Here is a 17289-nt window from a genome sequence, read left to right on the forward strand (position 1 = left end):
CCATCGAAAGGAAAGCATGTTCGGGTACATTTATAAGAAAGATGCCGCTGCTATCGCGGCTATCCTTGTCCTCTGCCTGGGCGTGGGCAGTTTCTTCGATTATCAGATCTCGAGCGCGCTGTTCAACATCGGCAGCGTGTACGGCCGCTTTATCGAGGCGACCGGCGAGCTGCCGTTTGAGCTGACGGCGAGCGTCGCGGGCGTTATGCTCGTGCGCGCGGTGCGTCCCGACTCCAGGGGGAGCAAATGGCTCGCCGTGCTCGGCATCCTCGTCAATGTTGGCCTGACCGGCTACGAGATCGCTTCGTCCCTGAGGGTTGGCGGCAAACTCATCGCGGCTCAGTTGGTGCTGACGTTTGTGCTGGCCATCGTCGCCAACCTTATCGTCTATCGCCTCACGCGCACGACCGAGCCCGACGAGCTCACACGCTGGGCGCTCATGGTGCTTGCCGTGTGGGTCGCTCAGGCCATCATCCTCAACGTGATCGTCAAGCCGCTGTGGTCGCGCCCGCGCATGCGCGTGGTCGAGGTGACGCCGGGGCTCGAGTTTCAGCCGTGGTGGGTGATCGGCAACCCCGACAAGCGGGCCTATATTGCCGCCGGTGTAGTCAAGGACGGCTTTAAGTCGTTTGCGAGCGGACACGCGGCGCACGCGGCGATCGGCCTTATGCTCGCCGGGCTTCCCGCAGCGGCCTTTAAGGAAAAGCCGTCGCGCCGTCGTGTGGTCTTTTGGACGGCGGCTGTGGTTGTGGCGTTCGTCGCGTTTGGCCGCATCGTGATCGGAGCGCACTTTTTGAGTGATGTGAGCTGCGGCTTTGCCCTGGTGCTGGCGCTTGAGTGCCTTGCCGCGCGCATTGCCTATCCCAGCGGCGTACAATAGCTCCGTTTGAATCATCTGGCCGATACCCGGTAAGAGAGGATTGCCATGCTCGCGTTTAACAACGATTATTCCCACGGCGCACACCCGGCGGTGCTGCAGGCGCTCGTCGACACCAATATGGAGCCGCAGCCAGGATACGGTACCGATGCACATACCGAGCGTGCCAAGCAGCTTATCCGCGAGGCCTGTCAGGCCCCCGATGCCGACGTGTTTTTTCTGGTGGGCGGCACGCAGGCCAACGCGACGGTGATCGACATGCTGCTCGCGCCGTACGAGGGCGTCGTTGCTGCCGAGACCGGCCACGTCGCCTGCCACGAGGCGGGCGCCATCGAGTTTGGCGGCCACAAGGTGCTCACCATCCCCGGCTACGAGGGCAAGATGCACGCCGAGGACCTTGAGAACTATATCCAGGTGTTCTACGAAAACGAGAGCTACGAGCACACGGTGTTCCCGGGTGCCGTGTACGTGAGCCTATCGACCGAGTACGGCACGCTGTACTCCAAGGCCGAGCTCGCGGCGATTCACGCAGTGTGCCAGAAGCGCGAGATTCCGCTGTTTGTGGATGGCGCCCGCCTGGCCTATGCGCTGGCGGCCGATGAGTGCGACATTACCCTGCCCGAGCTGGCGCAGCTGTGCGACGTGTTCTACATCGGCGGTACCAAGTGCGGCGCGCTCTGCGGAGAGGCTGTGGTGTTCTGCGGTATGCACGCCCCGGCGCATCCCATTCCGCGTATTAAGCAGCATGGCGCGCTGCTTGCCAAGGGCCGCCTGACGGGCGTGCAGTTTGAGGCGCTCTTTACCGACGGCCTGTATTTTGAGATTGGTCGCCAGGCGATCGAGACGGCTCAGGCGCTTCGTCGCGTGCTGCACGAGCGCGGCTACCAGTTCTTCTTGGAGACGCCGACCAACCAGCAGTTTGTGATTCTGCCCAACGAGGACATGGCCCGCATTCGCGAGCATGCCTCGATTGAGTACTGGGAAAAGTACGACGAGACCCACACGGTGGTGCGCTTTTGCACCAGCTGGGCCACGACGCAGGAGGACATCGACGCGTTGGCGGCTGTCCTGTAGCCTGATGTAGTGACAAGGGGCTGCCCTGCGCCTGAGCTTGGCGCAGGGCAGCCTTTGTTTTTGAGGGGGAAGGGTTGTATGACCGAAATGTCCGAGCCGACGATTCGCCTGGCGACGCCCGACGATGCGCCGGCGTTGCTTGCCATCTATGAGCCGTATGTGCGCCAGACGGCGATTACCTGCGAATACGAGGTTCCGAGCGTTGAGGAGTTCGCCGGGCGTATCGAGCGTACGCTCAAGCGCTACCCGTATTTGGTGATGGAGCTGGACGGGCGTCCGGTAGGCTATGCCTATGTGAGTCCGCTCAACAGCCGCGAGGCATACGACTGGTCGGTCGAGACGTCGATCTACCTGGCGCGCGATGTGCGCCACGGCGGGCTGGGCCGCAAGCTGCACGATGCGCTCAAGCAATGCCTGATTGCGATGGGCATCACCAACATGTGCGCGCTCATCGCCGTGCCGCACGACAAGGACGACGAGTACCTGACGCACAACAGCCAGGATTTCCATGCCCATATGGGGTATCGCCTGGTGGGTGCCTTCGACCGCTGCGCCCAAAAGTTCGGTCGCTGGTACGACATGTGTTGGATGGAGCTGGTCCTAGCCGAGCGCACGCCCAACCAACCCAAACCAACCTGGTTCCCCGACCTCCCCAAACCTACCATTTAGGGACAGGTTTATTTTGGCAGGTTAGCCGATGGGTTCGGTGTATTTGGCGCGGTCGGTGCGTTGGATGCGCTTGGAGACATGGAGCGGTCGGCCGTCGGTGTCGTAGACGTAGTCGGTGATCAGGATCAGCGCCTGCCCGCGCTCAACGTTGAGCAAAAACGCCTCGTTTTGCGAGGCATAGCACACCTCAAAGGTCTTATGCCCCTGTGCCGGTGCGCGATGGAACTCCTGTCGAAGCATGGCGTAGAGCGAACCGTTGATATCGCGATCGATGAGCGTCTCGAAGCTTGGCGGCAGGTAGGTGGTCTCCAGGCACAGCGGCGCGTCGTCCAGGTAGCGCAGGCGGACAAGTTTGACGAGCTTGCTGCCCACGGCGGCGTCAAAGAACTTAGCTATGCTGCCGGCCGCCTTGGCAAAGCCCGAGTCCACGGTGCGCGTGGTGGGCTTCATGCCCTGGCCTTCGACCTGCTTGGTATAGCTCGAAAACACCAGGTTGTTCTCGTGGAGCGCGGGCGTGTCGGCCACAAAGGCGCCACGCCCGCGCTCGGTGCGCACCAGGCCCTCATCAACGAGCACCTTAAGGGCGTGGCGTACGGTGCTGCGTGACAGCCCCGATTCGTCCATGAGTTCCATCTCGGACGGCAGCTTGTCTCCGCGCGCATACGTGCCGGCAGCGATGCGATCGCGCAGCGTGCCCGCCAAGCGCTCGTATTGGGTCAGTTTCTTTTTAGATGTGACGCCCATATTGCCAACCTATATCTAACCTGTATGCTTACCTAAGCAAGCATGTATTTAATAAAACAATAAAACTGCTGGTATCGAGCTACCGAAAACCATAGCAGCAAAATTTCTAAGACAAATATAGCATACAACTAGTCGACATAACCAAAATATGTATGTAACTTGTATGCCTGTGATGAGCATCAAACGAGAAGAAAGGCTGATGCACGATGACTACTCAGGAACAGGTTAAGGATGTTGTCTCCCAGGTTTTGGCCGACAAGGCAGACAAGGGCGGCATCAAGCGCGTCGTGTGGATTGGCGCCGGCGGATCCAACGGCGGTAACTATCCTGCCCAGTACTTTATGGAGCACGAGGCCACGCAGGTCGTGAGCTCCAGCTACACCAGCAACGAGTTCGTGCACGCCACCCCTGCCTACGTCAACGAGAACACCTTGGCCGTCGTCGTGTCCATGCGCGGCACCAAGGAGACTATCGTCGCCGCCCAGGTCGCCAAGGACCACGGCGCCAGCACCATCGCCATCTATGTTGACGAGTCCGCCCTCACCGAGGTCTGCGACTACAAGATCCAGTACGACAGCCTGGCCGTCGACGAGTCCTGCATGGGCCGCACCAACTCCGCCGTCGTGACCATGATCGCCATGGAGCTCACGCAGCAGACCGAGGGCTATGCCGAGTACGAGACCGCCATGGCCGCCTTCGACTTGGTCGACCCCATCTATCGCAAGGCCGTCGAGTACACCCGTCCGCTTGCTGCCAAGTGGGCCGAGCAGAACGCCGACAAGCCCTGCATCAACGTGATGGCTCAGGGTCCGCTCTTTGGTGCCGCCTACGTCTTTAGCATCTGCAACGTGCAGGAGATGCTACAGATCGACTCCTGCACCATCAACACCTGCGACTTCTTCCATGGCCCCTTCGAGATCCTGGACAAGCGTACCTCGCTGTTCCAGCTCATCAGCGTCGGCCGCAGCCGCTGCAACGACGAGCGCGGCATCCGCTTCGTAAACCAGTACGGTGGCGAGCGCGTCTATCAGCTCGACGCCAAGGAGCTCGGTCTCAACGACATCAAGGACAGCGTGAGCGAGTACTTCAACCACCTGATCTTCGCGCCGATCCTCAACAACGTCTACATGCGCGCGCTCTCTGCCGTCACCCACAAGGACTATATGACGCGTCGCTACATGTGGAAGCTTGACTACTAGGGGATAGAGCGGCCTAACAGCTTGATGTCCTCATAAGTTGCGGTGGAATAGTTCCTGTTTGGGGGCTTGAAGCCTCTATTTAGGAACTATTTCACCGCAACAGCCAAATGATCCGCTGGGGACGGAGGAAAACGGATCACTGACTCAGACCAGCCCCTCAGTGATCCGTTTTCCTCCGTCCCCAGCGGATCATTTTCCGTTCGGCGATTTGTGGCTTGAAAAATGTATATAACGACTATAACGTAGTATGAAACATATTGGAAACAATACCGAGGAGGCTGCGTTGAAGAAAAGCAATCTGGGCTATGTGCTGGTGCTGATCGCCGCGCTTATGTGGGGCAGCATCGGAATCTTTGTAAACGGCATCTCGGCCATGGGTGTTTCGTCTCAGAGCATGGCGGCCTTTCGCCTGTTGTCGGGTGCCGTCTTAATGGCTCCGGTCTTGGCGGTCATGGGTTGCCAGGGAGGTGCTCGTGAGGGAAAAGCATCGGGTCCCCTGGCCCTGTTCAAGGCAAGCCCTAAAGAGCTTGTTCCCTGCGCGCTTGTCGGTATCGTCGGTTTGGCCGCCGCCAACACCTGCTATTACGAGTGCATGGGCGAGGTGGGCATGTCCACGGCCTCGGTGCTGCTCTACACCTCGCCGGTGTTTGGCGTCATGCTCGGCCGCATGCTTTATCGCGAGGACGTGACCCCTAACAAGCTCGTTGCCATTGTCTTTAACATCGTTGGCTGCGTGCTTTCAGTGACCAATGGCGACCTTTCCGGTTTTCATTTTTCGGTTTGGGGCGTCACGTCGGGTGTGATTGCAGGCCTTTGTGGTGCGTCGCTCGCGGTGTTTAGCCGAATAGCAACCAAGACGGTCCACCCGCTGGCTGTCACGTTTTGGGGCTTTGTTTTTGGCGGTGCGGTTATGGCAGCTATCGCGGCTCCGTGGCCGGATGTCGCCGCGGCAATGTCGCCACAGCTGCTGCTGCTGTTCCTTGGCTTTGGACTCATCCCCACAGCCGTGGCTTACATCTTATATATGCAGGGTCTGTCCATGGGGCTCGAGACGTCGAAAGTTCCCGTCGTAATGTCATTCGAGACAGTTGTCACCGTACTGCTGGGCATTGGTGTCTACGCCGAGCCCGCCGGCGCGATCAAGGTCCTGGGCATCGTGCTGGTGCTCGCGTCCATCCTGATCATGAATACCGACTTTTCCAAGCTGCGCAACAGTGTGTTTGTCGGCCATGTCATTGAGAGCATGACCTTTAAGCCCAACGCGTGGTGGACGGAGAAATCGCAGGACATGGATCTGTTTAAGGAACGCACCGGCATCGCGCTGGAGCCCACCGTACAGGAAAGTCCCTGGTACTTCGTGCGATAGGGAATTGCGTGCGGCATCCGACCTGGGGTTATCCAGCCAGTGTCCGCTTATCCAGCCCCAACGTTTCGAGTACGTTAAACCCGTAAACGGTCGATTTTTAACCGCGAACGGTCTTTATACTAATTATCAATATAAGTAGCGTATAAGACGTTATAATGACCATAACGAGAAGGAGGAGGCAAGATGAATCAGATCATTCTCGCATCTCATGGCGGCCTGGCCGCAGGCGCCAAAGACACGCTCGAGATGGTTCTCGGCGACGTGTCGAACGTCCACGTCGTGTCGCTTGCTCGTGACGACAAGGAGCCCATCACCAATAAGGTGGACGCCATGATCGCCACGTTCAACGCGGACGACACCGTCTATGTGCTGACCGATATGCTCGGCAGCTCGGTCAACAACAGCATGGTCGAGCTTTCCAAGAACGGCACGAAGTTCACGGTTGTCAGCGGTTTCAACATCCCGCTGGCGCTCACGCTCGCTATGAGCCCCGCCCCCGTCAAGGGCACCGAGCTCGCGGCCCTCATCAACGAGGCCCGCACTGGTCTGACCAACCCCAACGCACCGGTCGAGGCCGTCGCGGCTCCCGCCAAGAAGGCCAAGGCGTCCCGTCACAGCTCCGGTCCCGCCAAGATCGTCCTCGCACGTCTTGACTACCGTCTGCTGCACGGCCAGGTCGTCTTTACCTGGACCACCAAGGTTCAGGCCGAGCGCATCATCGTCGTCGACAACGCTGCCGCCAACGATGACATCAAGAAGGGCGCTCTTAAGCTGGCCAAGCCCCAGGGCGTGCGCCTGAACGTCTTCACCGTCGAGCGCGCCCTCGCCAAGATGGACAAGCTCAACACCCTTGGCGAGCGCGTCATGTTCGTCTTTGGCAACACTGCCGAGATGCTGCAATTCTGCCAGGGCTACAAGCTCGACGCCATCAACCTGGGCGCCACCGCCAACCACGACGGTGCCGATCAGGTCGGCGGCAAGGACAGCTCCGTCTTCTTCGACGCCACGCAGAAGGCCGACATCAACCAGCTGCTCGACATGGGCATCAAGCTCTATGTCCAGCAGACCCCCACGTATCAGAGCGTCGACATCGACGCCAAGCTGTAGTCAACCAGGCTTTTGCCTGACTGAAAGGAGAAGGGTATGAATACGTTCATCAGTGCGGTGCTCGTCGGCCTCGTCGGCGTGTTCTGCATGTGGGACTCCCGCCTGCTCGGTCGTCTTAACTTCGAGCAGCCCCTCGTTGGCGCTACGCTCGTCGGTCTGCTGCTGGGCGATGTGCCCACCGGCCTTGCCGTCGGTGCCGCCGTCGAGCTCGTGTCCATGGGCCTGGTGCAGGTCGGTGCTGCCGTTCCGCCCGATATGGTCCTGGGCGGCATCGTGGCCGCTGCCTTTGCGTGCCTGACCGATGCTTCCGCCGAGACTGCCATGACGATCGCCATCCCGGTCGCCGTCCTGGGTCAGCTCCTCGGCATCGTGTTCCGTTCCATCATCGCCGCCCTCACCCATGTGGCAGATAGCGCGATCGATAACGGAAAGTTCAAGACTGCCTACCGTATGCACATCTGCGTCGGCACTGGTCTGTACGCCGTCATGTACTTCCTGCCGATCTTCCTCGCCGTCTTTGTTGGCACCGACCTGGTTCAGGCCATCGTCAACATGGTTCCCGAGTGGCTGTCCACTGGTCTTAACGTTTCGACCAAGATCATGACCGCCTACGGCTTGGCCCTGCTGCTCACCATGATGATCAAGAAGGGTATGACTCCGTTCCTGTTCATCGGCTTCCTGCTCGCCGCTTACCTCAACCTGTCCGTCATCGCGGTCGCTCTGATCGGTGTGTGCCTGGCTGTCGTCTTCATGGGCTTCAAGTTCAACGGTTCCCATGCAGCCGCCGGTGTCGATTCCGACTACGATCCGCTCGAAGACGACGAAGACTAAGGAGGAACACACTATGGCAACCGCAACCAAGGACGTGTCCCTGAACAAGAAGGTCAGCCAGTTCTTCTGGCGCTCCTGGGCCATCCAGGCCTCTTGGAACTACGAGCGTCAGATGAACATGGGCTTCCTCTATGGCATGGTTCCCACGCTCGATCGCCTCTATCCGGATGAGTCCGACCCCAAGCAGCTCGCTGCCAAGAAAGAGGCTTACCACCGTCACATGGCGTTCTACAACTGCACTCCGCAGACGAGCGCTTTCGTCCTGGGCCTCGCCGCCTCCATGGAGGAGGAGTACGCCAAGGATCCCGAGAACTTCGATCCCGATTCGATCAACGCGGTCAAGACCTCCCTCATGGGCCCGCTTTCCGGTATTGGTGACTCCTTCTTCCAGGGCACCATCCGCGTTATCGCCTTTGGTCTGGGCGTTCAGCTGGCTCAGCAGGGCTCCATCATGGGCCCGATCCTGGCCATGCTCATCTCCATCGTGCCCTCCGTGCTGATCACGTGGTTCGCAGCCAAGATGGGCTATCAGGGCGGCCACGAGTACCTGAGCAAGCTTCAGGGCGGCGACCTCATGGAGAAGCTCATGTATGTCTGCGGCATCGTGGGTCTTATGTCCGTGGGCGGCATGATCGCTACGCTGATCGGCGCCACCACCCCGCTGCAGTTCGCTGACGGCACCGTCGTGATCCAGGACATCCTGGACGGCATGATGCCCCAGATGATTTCCCTTGGCCTCACCGGCCTTATGTACTGGCTCATCAAGAAGAACGTCAACACCGGTTGGCTTCTTGTGATCGCCATCGTGGGCGGCATCGCCCTCTCCGCGGCCGGCATCCTGGCCTAGTCGCGCCCAAGCGTCTAACCGCTTTCCCCGGGGAGCCTGCCTGGCATCCCATACCCCAGGCAGGCTTCCATCCCTAAATGTGTCAAAGGGACAGTCCCTATGTCACATCTTCAATGGGCCGGCGACTCGGTCCAAATCACGGTAATCCTGCGCACGTCCGGCAAAGTGGCGCCGCAAAAATCGAAAGGAATGTGTCAGATGTACGAGATCGACCTTAACCTCCCTAAGCAGATCGTCGCTGACGTCCTGTCCAACCACGAGATCCACAGCGTCGCCTTCGTTGGCTGCGGCGCTTCCATGTCCGACCTTTACCCCGCCAAGTACTTCCTGGCCAACAACACGGACAAGCTGAACGTTCAGATCTTCACCGCAAACGAGTTCAACTACGACACGCCCTCCTGGGTCAACGAGCACACCTTCGTGATCACCTGCTCCCTCGGTGGCTCCACGCCCGAGACCGTCGAGGCCAACAAGACCGCCAAGAAGCACAACTGCCCGGTCGTCTCCCTCACCAACAAGGCCGGCTCCGCTCTGACCGTCGACGCCGACCACGTCATCATCCACGGCTTCCACGCCAACTACGCTGCCAAGTGCGAGAAGCCCGGCTATGCCATCGCTCTTGCTCTCGAGATCCTTCAGCAGACCGAGGGCTATGACCACTACGAGGACATGATCACCGGCCTCACCAACGTCTTCGACCTTTGCGAGAACGCCGCTCAGTCCTGCAAGAAGCTCGCCAAGAAGTTCGCCGAGGACTTCAAGGACGACAAGATGATCTACTTCATGGCTTCCGGTGCCTCCGAGAAGATGGCTTATTCTCACGCCGCCTTCCTGTTCACCGAGATGCAGTGGATCGACGCCGCCGCCTACAACACCGGCGAGTACTTCCACGGCCCGTTCGAGGTTTCCACCGAGGGTAAGCCCTACGTCTTCTTCATGTCCGATGGCGCTACCCGTCCGATGGACGCCCGCGCCCTCACCTTCCTTGAGCGCATGGGCGCCAAGGTCGCTCTGATCGACTCCAAGGACTACGGCCTGGCTGACGCCGTGCCCGCGAGCGTCGTCACCTACTTCAACCCGCTGCTGCACCTCGCCGTTATGCGCGAGTACGGCAACCAGATCGCCGAGGCCCGTCAGCACCCGCTGACCATGCGTCGCTACATGTGGAAGCTTTCCTACTAATCACAAGTAAGTAGACCTTACGGGTTGATTGAGAGGGGATGGGGTTTTCGCCCCGTCCCCTTTTTTGCTTTGGGGGCGTGTTTGTCGCGCCGCAAACCCCAGATAAAACCTACCAAAATAAACCTGTCCCTTTTTGGCAGGTGGGAGGAGATGCGTATGATCAAGGCAGTGCTGTTTGACATGGACGGCGTGCTGGTCGATACCGAGTGGTTCTACAACCGTCGCCGCGTGGCGTTTATGGAAGAGAAGGGGTTCCACTTTGACGAGATCCCCGACCTTTCGGGGTCTAACGAGCCGGCCATTTGGAAGGCGCTGGTGCCCGACGATGTTGAGCTGCGTGAGCGCCTGCGCGTGGAGTACAAGCAGGTCTACAGCCCGCACCACCCCGTTCCGTATGCCGAGCTTCTCAACGAGCAGACGGAGCCGGTGATGCGTGAGCTGCATGAGCGCGGTGTGAAGTGTGCCATCGCGAGCTCGTCCTATCGCGAGCTGATCGACGAGCTGGTGGAGATTGCCGGCATCGCCGACGTGCTGGACTACACCATCAGCGGTCACGAGTGCAGTGCGTTTAAGCCCGACCCCGAGATCTACCAGCGTGCCATGGAGGCGCTGGGGGTGGAGCCTTCCGAGTGCCTGGTTATCGAGGATTCGCCTCTGGGCATCGAGGCTGGCAAGCGCTCTGGCGCCCGCGTCCTGGCGCTGCGTCCGCACGAGGGCGTCAACCTGGACCAGTCTGCCGCCGACGTTGTCATTGACAATCTGTGTGACATCCTACCTGCCATTTAGGGACAGGTTTATTTTGGCAGGTTTTATCTGGGCAAATGCCGAATTCGCCGTGAAGGGATCGCTCTCTTCACGGCGTTTTTCTTTTGAGCGGCCTCACGGTCCTTCTGATGGTTGTCGAGAGAGGGTGAATTGAGGCGCCCCCGCACGCTCCATGCTACAATCGCGGGCATGCCCCACAACTATATCTGCCTTCGAAAGGAGCCTGCGTGGCGGATGCCATCGATCAGCTCACGGACCGAGTGCTCGTACTCGGCCGCCTCACCATCGTCCGCCGTGCCATTACTGCCGTGGCAGTCACGGTCTCTGCCGTTCTCCAGACATTCCTGATCCAGGCGTTCATTCGGCCCGCTGACCTGCTTCCGAGCGGTTTTACCGGCGTCGCGGTCCTGCTCGATCGCGTTACCTCGCTAGGCGGCGTTCACATCGACATCTCGCTCGGTATGCTCGCACTCAACATCCCCGTGGCGCTCCTATGCTGGAACGGCATTAGCAAGCGCTTTGTCATCTTCTCGATGATGCAGGTCGTGCTCTCGTCGCTGTTCCTCAACGTCTTTCACTTTGCGCCGTTTTTAGGCGACAAGATCATGCTCATCATTTTTGGCGGCGTGGTCTCGGGCCTGGGTGCTGCCATCGCGCTTAAGTCCGGCGCATCCACCGGCGGCACCGACTTTATCGCGCTGTGGGTTTCCAACCACACGGGCAAGACCATCTGGGGCGTCATCTTTGGCTTCAACTGCTTTATCCTGGCAATCTTTGGTTTTATGTTTGGCTGGGACAAGGCGGCGTATTCCATTGTGTTTCAGTTTATTTCGACCAAGACCATCGACAGTTTCTATCATCGCTACGATCGTGTGACGCTGCAGATCACGACGCGTAAGGCAGACGAGGTCATGACTGCCTACGTAAACCATTTTCAGCACGGCATTAGCTGCGCCGAGGTCGTCGGCGGATACAGCCGCGAGAAGATGTACCTGCTGCACACCGTTGTCTCGACCTACGAGAGCCAGGACATTATCAGGCTGGTATGCGAGGTTGATCCCGGCGCCGTGATCAACGTATTCCACACGCTCAACTTTGTGGGCGGTTGGTGGGGCGGTCATGTCGACGAACCCATGCCCACGGCCGTTCCCGATCCCGACAAGCCCGCACGCATGGCCAGCAGGCAGGTGCGCCTCAGCGAACAGGACAGCTTGCAGCAGGACGACGGCAAGTAAGGTATTTGGCATTTTGCCGGCTCTGCTCAATCCTGTCCCTTTTTGGTAGGGATGGTGTATCGTTTTATCGTTATGAGGTAACATAAAACTAGACGTTATATACGTATTTGTTATTCCGATATTTCGATAAGAGTGATTAGATATGCCTGCACCCAAAAATGCGCCGCTGTACCAGCAGATTTACGACGAAATCAAGGATTCGATCGAGAAGGGTGTTTATGCACCCAAGGAGCGTATCCCGTCCGAGCTTGAGCTTGCCGAGCAGTACGAGGTGAGCCGTATTACGGTGCGCCGCGCCGTAGAGGAGCTGTGTTCCGATGGCTATCTGGTTAAACAGCAAGGCCGTGGCACGTTTGTCTCCACGCCGCACATCAACCGCCAGTTTCATGCCTCGATGCTGCAGACGTTTACCGCGCTGTGTGCCGACAATGGCATGAAGGCCGGCGCGCATGTAATCGATCGCCAGATCGTTCCGGCGCGCCAAAACGAGATGGAGTTCTTTGGCCTGCAGAAGGATGCGCTGCTGCTGCATATCAAGCGCGTGCGTACGGCCGACGGCGAGCCCATCTTTGAGGAGAACATCTTTGTGCCCTTTGACGCCTACCGTGAGCTGTTGACGGCCGATCTTGAGGACAAGTCGATTTTTGCCGAGGTCGAGCGTGTTGGTGGAACGCCGATTGCCTCGGTTGGCTACCGCACGGTCGAGGCCGTTCGCGCCAATGCCGAGCAGGCGGCCGAGCTGGGCATCGCTCCGCACGATCCGCTGCTCAACCTGCGTGCCGGCTTTACCGGTCCCAATGGCGAGCCGGTTTTGCTCGGCAAGCAGTATTACGTGGGTAGCCGCTACGTCATGGTCATATAAGTTACGCGGTTTTACCAAACCGTGTAACGGCTTGACGCTACGCCTTTGGTTCCGCCGTTCTAACGAACGGCGGACCGGTCGACGCTGCAAACGCCCCTAAGCGGCAATCTGACGTTCAATTTCAAAGGCGCGACCAGAAGGTCAGCGCCTTTTCATTTCACGGCACCTTGGCTCAAATGACGGGCGCTCGCTGGCGTTGCCAAAACATCGGCGTTGCCTTGATTCGGGCAGCTAATTTGGAACGGGGCTATTTTGACTACTTTGCATGTAAAAGTAGTCAAAATAGCCCCGTCCCAAATTAGCTGCCCTTCACCAAAAAATGAGCGTGGATAATCTCCCGTTTTTTGCTTGGTGACGGGCTCAAAGTGGGAGATTATCCACGCTCGTTCCCATCGGATTACATTGCCCGTGGCCGGCAGCCGTGCGGCACCGGTCCGCGTGGCGGCGTATAATCGGCGGCAGATGACTTGGACGTTAGGAAACCATGACCGATAGCATGCAGCAGATGGCGCTCGATACGCTCGGCGCCTATTTTGGCTACACCTCGTTTCGCCCGGGGCAGGACCGCATGGTCGATGCGATCCTTGCCGGCCGCGATGCGCTGGGCGTTATGCCCACGGGGGCCGGCAAGTCCATTTGCTACCAGGTGCCCGCGCTCATGCTGCCCGGTATCACCTTTGTGGTGAGTCCGTTGCTGTCGCTTATGGAGGATCAGACCCGTGCATTGCTCGCGGCGGGTGCGCGGCCCAGCTATCTCAACTCCAGTCTTACTCCGGCCCAGCAAAACACCGTGCTCAAGCGGGCGCGCGAGGGCCGCTACCAGCTTATGTACGTGGCGCCCGAGCGTCTGCTCGAGCCGCGCTTTTTAGCTTTTGCGCGGGAGGCCGCGGCCGCCGCCGGTATTGGCGTGCCGCTCGTGGCCATTGACGAGGCCCACTGCGTAAGCCAGTGGGGCCAGGATTTCCGTCCCGCCTACCTGCAGATTCGCGAGTTCATCGATTCCCTGCCGCAGCGCCCCATCGTGGCGGCCTTTACCGCTACGGCGACCGAGCGCGTGCGCGCGGACATTCAGCAGATGCTCGGCCTGCAAAACCCCGCGACGGTGGTGACGGGCTTCGATCGCAAGAACCTCTACTTTGGCTGCGAGGAGATGGGCGACAAGGCCAAGGCCGCGTGGGTGCGCGACTATGTGATCGCACATTCGAGCGAAAGCGGCATCGTGTATTGCTCGACTCGCAAGACCGTCGATGCGCTGGCAAGCGAGCTTGCCGAGGCGCTGGGACCCAGCGGCATTCGCGTTGGCCGCTACCATGCCGGCATGGGCAACGACGCCCGCCGGCAAAGCCAGCGCGCCTTTATCGACGACGATATCCAGGTAATGGTTGCCACCAACGCCTTTGGCATGGGTATCGACAAGCCCAACGTGCGCTACGTGATTCACAACAACGTGCCCGAGAGCATCGAGGCGTACTACCAGGAGGCGGGCCGAGCCGGCCGCGATGGAGACCCAGCCAGCTGCCATTTGCTGTGGAACGGCAATGATTTTCGCATGCGTCGCTTTTTGATCGATCGCGGCGATGCTGCCGACGAGGCGCTCGATGACGAGCAACGCGCGTGGGCGCTCCAGAATCGATACCGCCTGCTCAGCCAGATGGAGGGCTACTGCAATACCACCGGCTGCCTGCGCGAATACATGCTGCGCTACTTTGGCGACGAGGCTGCGGCCGAGCATACCGCCGCAGCCGGTGCTAGCGGTGCCGCCACGGACGACGCCGAGGGCTGCGGCAACTGCAGCAACTGCCTCACGCAGTTCGAGGTCGAGGACGTCACCGATATGGCCCGCGCCGCCGTTCGCTATGTGGCTACGCGTCCCATGCGTTTTGGCAAGTCGCTGATCGCCGACGTGCTCCACGGCGGCAACACCGAGCGCATTCGCCAGATGCATTTGGACGAGGACCGCGGCTACGGTGAGCTGTCGAGCGAATCGGTCGGGCGCATCAAGGACATCATCGGGCAGCTGTGCGGCCGCGGTTATTTGGCAACCTCACAGGGACAGTACCCGGTCGTGGGACTGGGCCCGCGTGCCGGCGAGGTCGAGGACGAGGCGTTTGCCTTTACCGTTAAGCGTCGTGCATCCAAGCGCAAGGCCTCGGCCCGCGCCCTCCGTGCGGTGGATCTGCTGCGCGAGGAGGCCGAGCTGGATCAGCGCCCGCGCGTGGGCGACGATGCCGAGCTGTTCGAGCGCTTGCGGGCACTCCGCAAGGAGATTTCGATCGAGCTGGAGATGGCGCCGTACATGGTCTTCTCCGATAAGGCCCTGCGCGGTCTGTGCCGCCTGCGCCCTCAGACGCGCGACGAGCTTATCCGGGTCAACGGCATTGGCGAGAAAAAAGCCGACGCCTTTGGCGAGCAGTTTATGGCGGCGATTGAAGAGTTTGAATCCGAGCATGCACGGGATGGAGCGTAACGATGGCAGCCGATAGCAAGACCGACCGTACTGACGTGTCCGCCGTGCCGCTGTACCAGCAGGTTATGGACGACCTAAAGGGCGAGATCGCGCGCGGCGTGTACGCTGCCGGCTCGCGCATTCCTTCCGAGATGGAGCTCGCGAAGTCCTACGGCGTGGGGCGCATTACCGTGCGTCGCGCCATTGAGGAGTTGTCGCGCGCGGGATATCTCAACCCTCAGCAGGGGAGGGGCACGTTTGTGTGTGCGCCCAAGCTCAAGCGCAAGATTGTCCAGAAAGGCGACGTCCAGAGTTTTACCGAGGCCTGCGCTGCCAACGACATGGCGGCCGGAGCGCGCCTGGTGTCGCGCACGGTGGTTGCGGCGACGCGCGAGGACGCGGCGTTTTTTGGCGTGGAACCCGGCTGCGAGCTCATCGTGGTCGAGCGCGTGCGCACGGCCGATGGCGTGCCCGTCATGCTCGAGAACAACGCCTTTGTGCTGGCCGACCATCCCTATCTGCAGCAGCTTGCCGACGAGGACCTCACCGACAATTCGATTTTTGCGCTCGTTGCCGTGCATTCGGGCCGCGCACCGCTCAAGTCCGATCCCTGTACCGTGGAGATCGCGCTCGCTGATGTTCAGACGGCCCCGCTGTTGGAGGTGCCGGTCGGCGAGCCGCTCTTTTATATGGAGGCGTACTTTACCGATGCGGACGAGCGGCCCTTGCTGCTCGGGCGCCAAAAGATCGTGGGGTCGCGCTACGTGTTCGACATCTAACGTCCATAGATAGAACAATACAGAACAAGTTTGGTGAAATGAATTCACCTGCGACAGCTTGCGTGCTATAAATAGGACAACATAGAACGACCGCAGGTACGAGCTGTCGTCGCTCAAAGCCGCCACACAGGGAGGAATGTCACCGTGAACGCACACGATCTGGTTCAGGAAATTATCGAGCGCAAGGGTAAGATCGAGAATGTCTTTTGGATCGCCTGCGGCGGTTCGATGATTGACCTTATGCCGGCCAATGAGCTGCTCAAGCGCGAGGCAACCACGTTTACCTCGACGGTCTACACGGCGCGCGAGTTTTGCCTTATGGCCCCCAAGAGCCTAGGGCCGAAGTCACTCGTCATCGCCTGTAGCCACAGCGGTAACACGCAAGAGGTCGTCGACGGCTGCGAGATGGCGCTGGCCGCCGGTGCCGAGGTCGTGACTATGACTGACTACGCGGGCTCCAAGATCGATAACGGCAAGTGGACCACCTGGGTTTACCCGTGGGGCAAGGGCGAGTCGCAGGCCGAAGTTCCGCAGGGCATCGGCGCTCTGATCGCCGCCGAGCTGCTCGACCAGCAGGAGGGCTACGAGGCGCTCGCCGACATGTACGCAGGCCTTAAGCAGATGGACACACTGCTGCCCGCTGCCCGCGAGAAGGTCAACGCCGAGCTGGGCGATCGCTTTGCCGAGCTCTGCCAGCAGCACAAGTTCTTCTATATCCTGGGCTCCGGCCCCAACTTTAGCCAGACCTACGCCATGGCCATCTGCTCGCTCATGGAGATGCAGTGGCAGCACTGCTGCTACATCCACTCCGGCGAGTATTTCCACGGTCCCTTCGAGGCTACCGAGCCCGGCGTGTTCTACTTTGTGCAGCTTGGCGCTGGCGAGTGCCGCCCCATGGAGGAGCGCGCACTGGCATTCCTCAACACGCACACCGATACAGTCATGGTGCTCGATGCGCTTGAGTACGGCGTGGGCGAGGTGCCTGCCAGCGTGCGTTCGTACCTGGAGCCGATCTTCTTCTATGCGATGAGCTGTGAGCTGCGCGCCGCCCGCGGCAAGGTATTTGACCACAGCCCCGAGGTTCGCCGCTATATGGGCGTCGAGCGGTACTAGGTAACGGGGAACGCGATTTTTCATGACGGGGCCTTCGCCAAGCGCGGGCCCCGTTTGCGTTACGGTGCCCCTTTCTGTTTGTCGAAAAACGAAGTCAAATACTTTTCCCGAGAAGTGAACGACCTATTTTGGACCCCCGAAGCATCGACATTTTTTGACGCCAAAACAGCAGGAAAATCTTAATGAAACTGCA

Annotated in this window: 16 protein-coding genes; 15 read left to right on the forward strand and 1 reads right to left on the reverse strand. The window is 59.8% G+C overall.

Translation table 11 applies throughout. The features are described from left to right. The first annotated feature begins 16 nt into the window (after positions 1-16). The 3 genes from ACTM82_RS03400 (at position 17) to ACTM82_RS03410 (ending at position 2620) form a co-directional block, all read left to right on the forward strand. A complete protein-coding gene (locus tag ACTM82_RS03400; protein WP_441054369.1) occupies positions 17-880 on the forward strand; it encodes a phosphatase PAP2 family protein in 864 nt (287 codons plus the stop codon). Positions 881-925: 45 nt separating this feature from the next. Beyond that, positions 926-1951: a threonine aldolase family protein gene (locus ACTM82_RS03405; RefSeq protein WP_118271027.1), complete on the forward strand. Its 1026-nt coding sequence runs from the start codon at positions 926-928 to the stop codon at positions 1949-1951. Between the two features lie 78 nt (positions 1952-2029). Beyond that, entirely contained in the window at positions 2030-2620 is a 591-nt protein-coding gene (locus ACTM82_RS03410; RefSeq protein WP_118238204.1) for a GNAT family N-acetyltransferase, read from the forward strand. A gap of 21 nt (positions 2621-2641) precedes the next feature. Here ACTM82_RS03410 and ACTM82_RS03415 read toward each other — a convergent pair whose 3' ends face one another. After that, a complete protein-coding gene (locus ACTM82_RS03415) occupies positions 2642-3364 on the reverse strand; it encodes a GntR family transcriptional regulator (RefSeq protein ID WP_441054367.1) in 723 nt (240 codons plus the stop codon). Positions 3365-3570: 206 nt separating this feature from the next. On the opposite strand from ACTM82_RS03415, the gene ACTM82_RS03420 reads away from it, so the two are divergent. The 12 genes from ACTM82_RS03420 to ACTM82_RS03475 all read left to right on the forward strand — a co-directional run bounded on the left by ACTM82_RS03420 (position 3571) and on the right by ACTM82_RS03475 (position 17096). Next, positions 3571-4563 (forward strand): SIS domain-containing protein, encoded by a 993-nt coding sequence (locus ACTM82_RS03420; RefSeq protein WP_117648180.1) that lies wholly within the window; start codon positions 3571-3573, stop codon positions 4561-4563. Between the two features lie 283 nt (positions 4564-4846). Beyond that, a complete protein-coding gene (locus ACTM82_RS03425) occupies positions 4847-5929 on the forward strand; it encodes a DMT family transporter (protein WP_441054365.1) in 1083 nt (360 codons plus the stop codon). Positions 5930-6112: 183 nt separating this feature from the next. Continuing rightward, on the forward strand, positions 6113-7036 hold the full coding sequence (locus tag ACTM82_RS03430; RefSeq protein WP_154518543.1) for a PTS mannose/fructose/sorbose transporter subunit IIAB: 924 nt from the start codon (positions 6113-6115) through the stop codon (positions 7034-7036). A 36-nt stretch (positions 7037-7072) separates the two neighbouring features. Further along, positions 7073-7867 (forward strand): PTS mannose/fructose/sorbose/N-acetylgalactosamine transporter subunit IIC, encoded by a 795-nt coding sequence (locus ACTM82_RS03435; protein ID WP_154518546.1) that lies wholly within the window; start codon positions 7073-7075, stop codon positions 7865-7867. A 13-nt stretch (positions 7868-7880) separates the two neighbouring features. Then, positions 7881-8714, forward strand: a complete 834-nt coding sequence (locus ACTM82_RS03440) for a PTS system mannose/fructose/sorbose family transporter subunit IID (protein WP_117855153.1) — start codon at positions 7881-7883, stop codon at positions 8712-8714. A 189-nt stretch (positions 8715-8903) separates the two neighbouring features. Continuing rightward, positions 8904-9896: an SIS domain-containing protein gene (locus tag ACTM82_RS03445; protein ID WP_154518564.1), complete on the forward strand. Its 993-nt coding sequence runs from the start codon at positions 8904-8906 to the stop codon at positions 9894-9896. Positions 9897-10052: 156 nt separating this feature from the next. After that, positions 10053-10682 carry an HAD family hydrolase gene (locus tag ACTM82_RS03450; RefSeq protein WP_441015582.1) on the forward strand — a complete coding sequence of 210 codons (630 nt, stop codon included), beginning with the start codon at positions 10053-10055 and terminating at the stop codon, positions 10680-10682. Positions 10683-10888: 206 nt separating this feature from the next. Beyond that, positions 10889-11896, forward strand: a complete 1008-nt coding sequence (locus ACTM82_RS03455) for a YitT family protein (protein WP_441054364.1) — start codon at positions 10889-10891, stop codon at positions 11894-11896. 142 nt (positions 11897-12038) lie between these two features. Beyond that, positions 12039-12758: a GntR family transcriptional regulator gene (locus ACTM82_RS03460; protein WP_427719478.1), complete on the forward strand. Its 720-nt coding sequence runs from the start codon at positions 12039-12041 to the stop codon at positions 12756-12758. Positions 12759-13242: 484 nt separating this feature from the next. After that, complete coding sequence (locus tag ACTM82_RS03465; protein ID WP_441054362.1) at positions 13243-15225, forward strand: RecQ family ATP-dependent DNA helicase; 1983 nt, start codon at positions 13243-13245, stop codon at positions 15223-15225. A gap of 2 nt (positions 15226-15227) precedes the next feature. Then, the gene (locus tag ACTM82_RS03470) at positions 15228-15983 is read left to right on the forward strand and encodes a GntR family transcriptional regulator (RefSeq protein ID WP_441054360.1); all 756 of its coding nucleotides are present in this window, start codon (positions 15228-15230) and stop codon (positions 15981-15983) included. A gap of 144 nt (positions 15984-16127) precedes the next feature. Then, positions 16128-17096, forward strand: a complete 969-nt coding sequence (locus tag ACTM82_RS03475) for an SIS domain-containing protein (RefSeq protein ID WP_427793944.1) — start codon at positions 16128-16130, stop codon at positions 17094-17096. The last annotated feature ends 193 nt before the right edge of the window (positions 17097-17289 follow it).

The organism is Collinsella sp. HCP3S3_E5 (assembly GCF_052067635.1).
In the GTDB taxonomy this organism is placed as follows: Bacteria; Actinomycetota; Coriobacteriia; order Coriobacteriales; family Coriobacteriaceae; genus Collinsella.